The organism is Larsenimonas salina, assembly GCF_023736155.1.
Taxonomy (GTDB): Bacteria; Pseudomonadota; Gammaproteobacteria; order Pseudomonadales; family Halomonadaceae; genus Larsenimonas; species Larsenimonas salina.
In genome coordinates, this window is sequence record NZ_JAMLJJ010000014.1 from 1 (window position 1) to 8,445 (window position 8,445).

The window sequence follows — 8,445 nt, forward strand, 5'->3', positions numbered from 1 at the left end:
GGCCAGGTCACGCGCACGTGGCTACCGGAACGAGGCCAACTTCATCGCGATGATCTACCTGATCGGCAGTCCGGTGGGCCGCCTGCTCGATCAGGCCAAATCCACATGAAGTGACGAAGAACCCATTTTTAACGGGTTGCTGTTTTTCTGGGGAGTTGCCGTTACTGGTACAATCCATGGCAGACTGGCGAAACTTTCCCACCTCGAAAAACGGCGCTTACAAATGAAAATTCTGATTGTTGAGGACAATGCGGTACTTGCCAAAAGAATATCGGACTGGCTTGCGCAGGCGCACTACACAGTCGATATCGCCAAAACCGGCAAAGAAGCGGACTCGTTGATTGAAACAAGCTCCTACCAGGCCGTTATTCTCGATATCGGACTGCCCGATGAAAATGGACTGTCTTTAATGCAAAGATGGAGAAAAAACGGGAAAAAAGAGGCCATCCTTATTCTGACCGCACGCTCCAACTGGACTGAGAGAGTAGAAGGGTTGAACGCGGGTGCCGACGATTACCTTCCCAAACCGTTTGAGTTTGATGAACTGAAAGCCCGGCTCAATGCAATTATCCGAAGGAAGGATGGCAGAACAACAGATCAAATCAGTGTCGACGGGTTTCGTCTCAACGCCAGCTACCGAACGCTGACCACGCCCGACCAGAAAGAGTTCAGACTGACAGCCACTGAATTCCGCCTTTTGCAGTGTTTCCTGCGTTCACCAGACAGGGTATTTTCACAGGATGAACTGGTTGAAACCCTCTACAACATTGAAAGATGTCCCACCAGGAATGTTGTTCAGGTCTATATAGCCAGGCTCAGAAAAATAATAGGGGGCAATAAAATCAAGACTTTGCGTGGCCAGGGCTACTTCTTCGAAAAAGATCCTACTGGCTGAACGCCCGAACGAACCAGGTCAACATATGCCAGCTCCAAAGAGTATCCGAAGAACAGCCATTCAGTATGGGGCTGTTTTCAGCCTCGTCTATTTCACCCTGATATTCTTTTCACATCCCTACGTGATAAAACAACTATCGGACGAGTCCAGGAAACAACACCTGAGTAAAGAGCTGGAAAACTTTCAGGCAATCATTGAAGCCGAGTCCCCGACAACTGACGACCTCAGGAACATGATCCATCAGTTTGAAATGCTTCTGGGGCATGCCATCATCATCGAAACGGCAGGCGGGAGCGTCCTGACGAGCAACAACTTTGACCTGAGCCAAATGCAGGGCGTTGTGGATAAGCCCGAGGGTTTTATTCACATAGCGCAGGGCGCGAACACGCTTTTTGGGCTTAGACGTACGTTCACTGCTACTGGAAAGCTGGCCTCAATCACCGTTCTTGAAACCGAGGGGGCGCTCTCTGAACGACCGCTGAAGGCCCACCTGACATTGCTCGGTGCCTCGGCCGTTCTTCTGGCGATACTGCTGGCACTGATTGGAACCACCACACATCTGACGTTAAAGCCCATCAGTAGGATAAAAGAGGACCTGAGACGGCTCCAATCCGGGAAACAAAGTCGTCTGAACCCTCACGTGCCGGAAGAGTTTCGTCCGCTGATCCGGCAGCTCAATGATTTGCTCGAGCTGTCAAACCGGCGGCTGGACCGCCACCGCCGCCTGAATTCCGATCTCTCTCACCTGGTCAAAACCTCTATTTCTGCCAATCTTGCCATTTTGTCGGATATCGATACCTTGCCTCCGTCCCGGGAGGATGTTGTGTTTATGGCCTCTAACTTGCGGGAGCTTGACAAATCCCTGAAATACCGGATGAGCAAAGCAGACATATCAGGCAGACAGATGGGACGGACGTGCATGCCGGTTGAAATCACGGCAAGTGTCATCACCGTTATGGAAAAAATCTTCCCTGACACGGTTTTTCGCCTCCACACCAACTTACCTGAAAACTTCAGCTGGCCAATGGAGCGACAGGATCTTTCAGAGCTACTTGGCAATTTACTCGAAAATGGCGGGAAGTGGTGCCAGACAACCGTCGACGTTACAATCGCCCGCACGTCATCAGGACTCTCCATAGAAGTAGCGGACGATGGCCCCGGAATTTCTCCCGAGGCGGCAGCCACTGTCATGAACAGGGGTACCAGGCTGGATGAAACGGTCGCCGGTTTTGGGCTCGGATTGTCCATCGTGTCCGAGATTGTCGAAGACAACCTCGGACAGATGAACATGGGTACCTCAAAAAACGGAGGAGCCAGCATTGTCATTCTACTGCCACTTCCGGATTAGAAAACCTCCAGAAAGGCAACCGTCGATGACGCAGCGCGGCTTCTCCCATTTTTTACCGTTGGATATCACTCACCTTGGCTCTTGAAAAGCGACCGAACAGAACCGGCAAAACAAAGAGTGTCAGGAAAGTTGCAGTCACGAGACCACCAACAATCACGCTGGCCAGTGGCTTCTGGATTTCCGCTCCCACGCCCGTCGACAACAGCATCGGTATCAAGCCGAGCGCCGAGGTTATTGCTGTCATCAAGACAGGACGTAAACGGGAGACGGCACCTTCAAACACCGCGGCATCCATGCTCAACCCATCCTGTATTCGCTGATTGATGCTTTCGACCATAACGACCCCGTTAAGCACCGCCACACCAAACAGTGTGATAAATCCAACGGAACTGGGCACTGAAAGATACTGGCCGGAGACCCAGAGCGAAAAGACACCACCAATTACGGCAAGCGGCACGTTGACCAGAATCAACAGCGCTTGACCAACCGAACTGAAAGCGAAGTAGAGCAACAGCGCAATCAGCCCCAGAGATACAGGTACCACAATGGTCAATCGTTTCTGAGCTCGCTGCTGGTTTTCGAACTGACCACCAATATCCACCGAATAGCCGGGGGGAAGGTTCACTTCTGACGCGATGGTATCCTGAATATCGGCAACCACACTGCCCATGTCACGACCCTGCACATTGGACTGAATGACCACACGGCGCTGAACGTCGTCGCGGCGCACCTGGGGCGGGCCGGACTCAATAGACACATCGGCCACATCACCGAGTCTCACCCAGGCTCCGGAAGGCGCCTGCAACCTGAGATCAGCAATGGCATCCCGGTCTTCCCGGAAACGTTTGGCCAGGCGCACATAGATATCGTACCGCTCATTTCCGTTGATGATCTGGCCCGCGGCGGCACCACCCAGTCCGTCCCGGACGACACTCATCACATCAGACACGGCGAGTCCGTACCGGGAAAGTGCCTGACGGTCTGGCTGAACCACCAACTGCGCTTCACCGGCAATCTGCTCCATGGCCACGTCCCGGGTCCCCTGAACAGTTCGGACCGCCGCTTCGATCTGTTGGCCTTTCTCGGCCAGCACCTTGAGATCCGGGCCAAAGAGTTTGATGGCCAACTGCGCGCGGACACCAGACAACAATTCGTCAACCCGAGTTGCAATAGGCTGAGAAAAGTTAAACAGTAGCCCCGGGTGCTGTTCGAGCTTCGCCTCAAACAGGGCCTGCAATTCATAGCGATTACTGGCGCTGGTCCACTCGGCTGTTGGCTTGAGGCCAATGTAGATTTCGATGTTGTTGACGGGCTCCGGATCGCCGCCTATTTCCGCCCGCCCCGCCCGGGACAGCGCGTAGGTCACTTCTGGAAATTCCATCAGCATGGCTTCCAGTTTTGGCGCCACTTCAAGCGCCGTATCAAGGCTTGATGAAGGGGCCAGGGTCACCCGGAGGTTAATCGTGCCCTCTTCCAGTTCAGGCACGAACTCCGTGCCGAGTCGTGGCACAACCAGCGCCGCCAGCACAACAAGAACAGCCGCCGCGCCAACAACCACGCGGCTATGCTTCAGTGACCAGGCAAGCCCCATGCGATAGAGCTTTTCCAGGGGTTTTAGAATGAAGCTTTCCCGCTCCCGGATACCCTTACGGAACATGTATGACGCCAGCGCGGGTACAACCACCAGAGCGACGATCACAGCGGACACAATGGCCAGCATGATGCTGATCGCCATTGGCTGGAAAAGCTTGGCTTCCACACCTTCAAAGCTGAATAAAGGCATGAAAACGACCAGGATAATCGCCGTCGCGAAAAAAATTGGTCGCGCCACTTCCCGGCCTGCCTCCTGCAGTCGAAGCGCAATGCCATGGTCATCGTGTGACGCGTCCAATGGGTCAGGGTCGTTTTTCACCAATTCATCCCGACGGGCGTCATGCTCAGCATCCGGATGCGTCAGATGTTTGAACATGTTCTCAACCATAACAACAGAGCCATCCACCAGCATGCCGATTGCCACAGCAATACCGCCCAGAGACATCAGGTTGGCCGAGAGACCGAACCAGGCCATGATCATCAGGGCAATCCCGATGGAAATCGGTATTGAAAGCAGCACCAGCGTTGTTGCCCGCAGATTCATCAGGAACAGGGCAAGCACGATCGCAATAAACACAAAAGCCAACAGAAGCGCATTGGTCACCGTCTCTACGGCCTTGGTCACCAGATCCGCCTGGTTGTAATAGGGCTCAAAACGAACCCCACTCGGAAGCGCCTGATTTATGCGATCAATGCGGGCCTCGATGCCGTCGATGGTGGCTTTTGTGTTGGCCCCCATTCGTTTGAGTACAATGCCAGAAACCACTTCACCCAGTTGTTCAACCTGACCGGCTTCATCCTTCCGGGTCATGGTTACCGCACCCTGGCGAATTTCAGTGCCCAGCGCTACCTCGGCGACATCGTTCACTGTCACTGTAATGCCATCACTGGTTTTAACGGGCACCTGACGGATCTGCTCGAGCCCCTGCTCGCCATTACCCAGCCAGCCCATACCGCGAATAACCAACTGCTCCTGCCCGCGGCCCATATACCAGCCCCCAACATTGGAGTTGTTGTTCTCCAGGGCTTCCATGACATCGTTCTGTGATAAGTCATAGGACAGCATTCGCGCCGGGTTCAGGTTAACCTGGTACTGGCGGACCTCTCCGCCAAACGACAGGATTTCCGTAACCCCTTCAGCCGGTATCAGCAACAGTTTGACCAGCCAGTCGTGCAAGCTGCGCAATTCCATTGCGTCGTACCCCGAATCCGGGTCCGCTATCAGCAAGTACTGGTAGACCTGGCCAAGACCGGACGTATTCGGCCCCATTTCAGGCACCCCGACCCCGTCCGGAATCAGCTCCCGCGCGGCCTGCAACCGCTCGAAAACCAGTTGGCGCGCGAAATAGATATCCGTGCCCTCTTTAAAGACCACGGTGACACCAGACAACCCGGTTTTGGAGATGGACCGAACCTCCTCAACATCCGGCAACGCATACATCACCGCTTCAATGGGATAGGTGATCAGCTGCTCGACTTCCTCAGCCGCAAGTCCGGGCGCCTCTGTATTAACAGCGACCTGGACGTTTGTAACGTCGGGGAAAGCATCAAGATTCAGTTTTGGTATCTGAAACGCGGCCGTGGCGATAAGCACTGCAAGCGCAATAAGAACCAACAGGCGGTTCTGAACCGCCCAGTCGACAACTCGGTTGAACATAATGGCTCCCGGAATCAGTGGTTGTGCGGATCAAAGCCGCCTTTGGCAATCTCAGAGGCCACAAAAAATGCGCCCCGCAAAACGACTCGTTGGCCCGCAGCCAGGCCGGAAACCTCACGGAGCCCGCCAATTGAGCGGCCCAGTTCCACTTCCACGGGTTCATACTCGCCTTCGGCCTCTTCCACATAGACCGTCCAGTCGCCGTCCGCGCCACGCATCAATGCAGTCTCCGGCACGGCAAGCACCGGCTCGCTGGTCTTAAAACGAAAATACACATCTGCGAACATTCCTGGATGAAAACGATCTTCAGGATTGTCCAGCTCCAGCCTGACAATCCGCGTGCGGGTCACAGGATCAATGGTGTGGGCTTCCTGGGACACCGTTGCCACGCCCACACGACCCGCTGCCCTGACTTCGGCTTCCGCGCCCTTCTCTAGAACAATGTCGGAGCTTGCTGGCAGATGGGCTTCTACCCAAAGCTCACTCTCATCAGCAAGAGTCACCAGCGGCTGGCCAGCCTCAACTCTTTGTCCTTGCTCAAACTCATCGGTCAGTACTGCACCATCCACGCGAGCCCTGAGCATGTATTCACCGAGACTATCCACCCCGCTGGCCTTCAACGCACCAATGTCATCATCGTTCAGCCCGTAAGCAAGCAGAGTCGCCCTTGCTGCTTCAATGTTGGCTTTCGCTGTATTGAACCGCTGATCGCCAACCACGGAACGACCCAGCCCGCTGATTCGCTTCCATTCAGGAAAAGCTTTCCTGTAATCCGCCTGCGCCTGTGCCACCGTCTCACTGAACAGGGTTACCAGCGGCTGGCCCTTGGTTACGTGCTCACCCAGTTCCACGTGACGCCGCAGCACCACTGAGGCAACCCGGGGGGACACGTGATAGCTGGTATAGCCGTTGGTCAGCAGCTCACCGGGAGCGTAGATTTCATAGTCAACGCGCTTGCTCTCGAGGGTTGCTACCTCAATGCCGGCGAGCTCTTTCTGTTTGGCATTGATGCTTGCGGTAGTTGATTCTTCATGACCACCATCGCTCTCCTCTTCGTGGCCATGACCTTCTTCCTCTTCATGCTCACGTTCTTCAGCATGCCCGCCCTCATGCTCATCCTCTTCACCGGTACCTTCTCGATGATCGTCGCCACCGGCGGCATGATCATGGCCCGCCTCGTTATGCGCATCTTCCTCGGCCTGCACCAATGAAGGGGGAGCTATAAACAGCGTCAATACAAATACTGAAATCAGAGTTTTTTTCATGATGACTATCCAGTTTCCAGACTAGTATTGGAAGGGGGTGATCAGTTCGCCAGACTGGCTCAACAGTTCAATCAGGCCCAGCTGCGCCAGCTTTTCCAGTTCAATACCGGTTTTCAGGCTCTCCGCGCGCTGGCCTAACGCCTGGAGATACTCAGAGGTGGAGAGGTCGCCGACCTGCCACTGCTTCTCAAGCAAATCGGCACTTCGCTGTACACGCCCCTGGGAGAGTTCTTTCCATCGACGAAGTTGCTTGTCGTATCGCTTCCAGGCAGCTCGGGCGCCTGCCAGGTCATATTGTTGTTTCCGGTAGAGCGCCTGAAACCGCGCTTCGGCCTCCAGAGCCCGTCGATTCGCGGCCCGGATTTCGGCACGGTAGTTATTACGGACGTTCAGAGGGATCGAGAATGTCAGGCCAACCACGTTCTCGCCGCCGTCACGCCCTCCGCTCAGCCCTACTGTCGGCGATGCTGTGGCTTTGCGTCTCGCAACCTCTGCCTCACTTTTCAGCACCTGCCACTCGGCTCGAGCGACTGCAATTGACGGGTGTGACAGCAGATCAGCCTCACCAATCTGGGACTCCAGCGCTGGCCATATATACTCGGGGATTCCCCCATCCTGAGGCCTCCAGTCCGGCAGACGTTCTTGAACCTGAGTTTCTGCCCGATCAACTGCGGCCTTTGCCTGGGCGACTTCGCTCAACTGACGGGATAGATTTAGAAACAGAAGCTCTGCATCGGCACGCCCCAGGTCGCCCGCCTGCTGGCGTTGCTCAACCTGCTCCAGCAAGGCATCCAGACGGTGTTGCTGGGATTCCGCAATTTCTTCGGCACGCGTCGCCGCGCGCCACTCGACAAGCGCAAACAGCGACTCGGACGTTTGTGCCAAAACCGCCTCGTTCAAATCAGCTTCAGCGGAAAGCCTGATCAGCTTTGCCTTGTCCTTTAGCGCACCCTGTTGATCAGACCAATCGATCGTTTGTGATAGCCCTGCCTCAAAGTTGTTTTCACTGCCCGTTCTGTCTGCTCCAACAGACAGCTCCGGGTTATACAGCGGTTGTTCGCTTGCCTCAGCATCCGCATCCCGGGCTGCCGCCTGCTCTGTCGCCGCCATGACATCCGGATGCTTGCTTATCTGGCCAGTGAGCCAATTTGTCCAATTCACAGTCTCCGCTTGACCGAACAGAGGAATAGACAATAGTACTGAACACAGCAACGCCCTGGGCGAGTGCTTGCTTGCCTTCATCGACTTTCTCCCGAAAGGGTTGTTAGCCACAATTCATGGGGGCGAGACGCCCATGACAAGGTAGGTAGAGGTGGAGATAGTAAGTGAAAAGGTCGAAATGAACTTGAATTCGAAGCGTCATCCACAAAAGGGGTATACGGATTTAATGGTTGATGGGGTGAAGGTGTGATCTTACCCAGCAAGAGTGGACACTGGTTTAAGCGATCATTCGGGCTTCAAATACCTCTGGGCTGATCATCCCAATGGCACTGTGCCGCCGTTGCTTGTTGTAGTCTAGCTCAACGTACTCAAACACCCGGCGCCTCATGTCGTTTCGCGTTTTAAATTGGTTCTTCGTCACTTCATGTGGATTTGGCCTGATCGAGCAGGCGGCCCACCGGACTGCCGATCAGGTAGATCATCGCGATGAAGTTGGCCTCGTTCCGGTAGCCACGTGCGCGTGACC

6 protein-coding genes are annotated in these 8,445 nt (G+C 54.9%); 2 read left to right on the plus strand and 4 right to left on the minus strand.

Annotated elements, in window-relative coordinates:
* Positions 1–223 precede the first annotated feature (223 nt).
* Both NAT23_RS14580 and NAT23_RS14585 read left to right on the plus strand, forming a co-directional pair.
* The gene (locus tag NAT23_RS14580) at positions 224–895 is read left to right on the plus strand and encodes a response regulator transcription factor (protein WP_127062896.1); all 672 of its coding nucleotides are present in this window, start codon (positions 224–226) and stop codon (positions 893–895) included.
* Between the two features lie 25 nt (positions 896–920).
* Positions 921–2,243, plus strand: a complete 1,323-nt coding sequence (locus NAT23_RS14585) for an ATP-binding protein (RefSeq protein ID WP_251929384.1) — start codon at positions 921–923, stop codon at positions 2,241–2,243.
* A 52-nt stretch (positions 2,244–2,295) separates the two neighbouring features.
* Here the strand turns inward: NAT23_RS14585 and NAT23_RS14590 are convergent, their stop codons facing one another.
* From NAT23_RS14590 to NAT23_RS14605, 4 genes are all read right to left on the minus strand, one after another.
* Positions 2,296–5,493 (minus strand): efflux RND transporter permease subunit, encoded by a 3,198-nt coding sequence (locus tag NAT23_RS14590; protein WP_176305092.1) that lies wholly within the window; start codon positions 5,491–5,493, stop codon positions 2,296–2,298.
* 14 nt (positions 5,494–5,507) lie between these two features.
* Positions 5,508–6,758, minus strand: coding sequence for an efflux RND transporter periplasmic adaptor subunit (locus tag NAT23_RS14595; RefSeq protein WP_251929385.1), 1,251 nt, complete (start codon positions 6,756–6,758; stop codon positions 5,508–5,510).
* Positions 6,759–6,779: 21 nt separating this feature from the next.
* Positions 6,780–8,000 (minus strand): TolC family protein, encoded by a 1,221-nt coding sequence (locus NAT23_RS14600; protein WP_251929386.1) that lies wholly within the window; start codon positions 7,998–8,000, stop codon positions 6,780–6,782.
* 196 nt (positions 8,001–8,196) lie between these two features.
* Entirely contained in the window at positions 8,197–8,361 is a 165-nt protein-coding gene (locus tag NAT23_RS14605) for an IS3 family transposase (protein ID WP_433962208.1), read from the minus strand.
* Positions 8,362–8,445 lie beyond the last annotated feature (84 nt).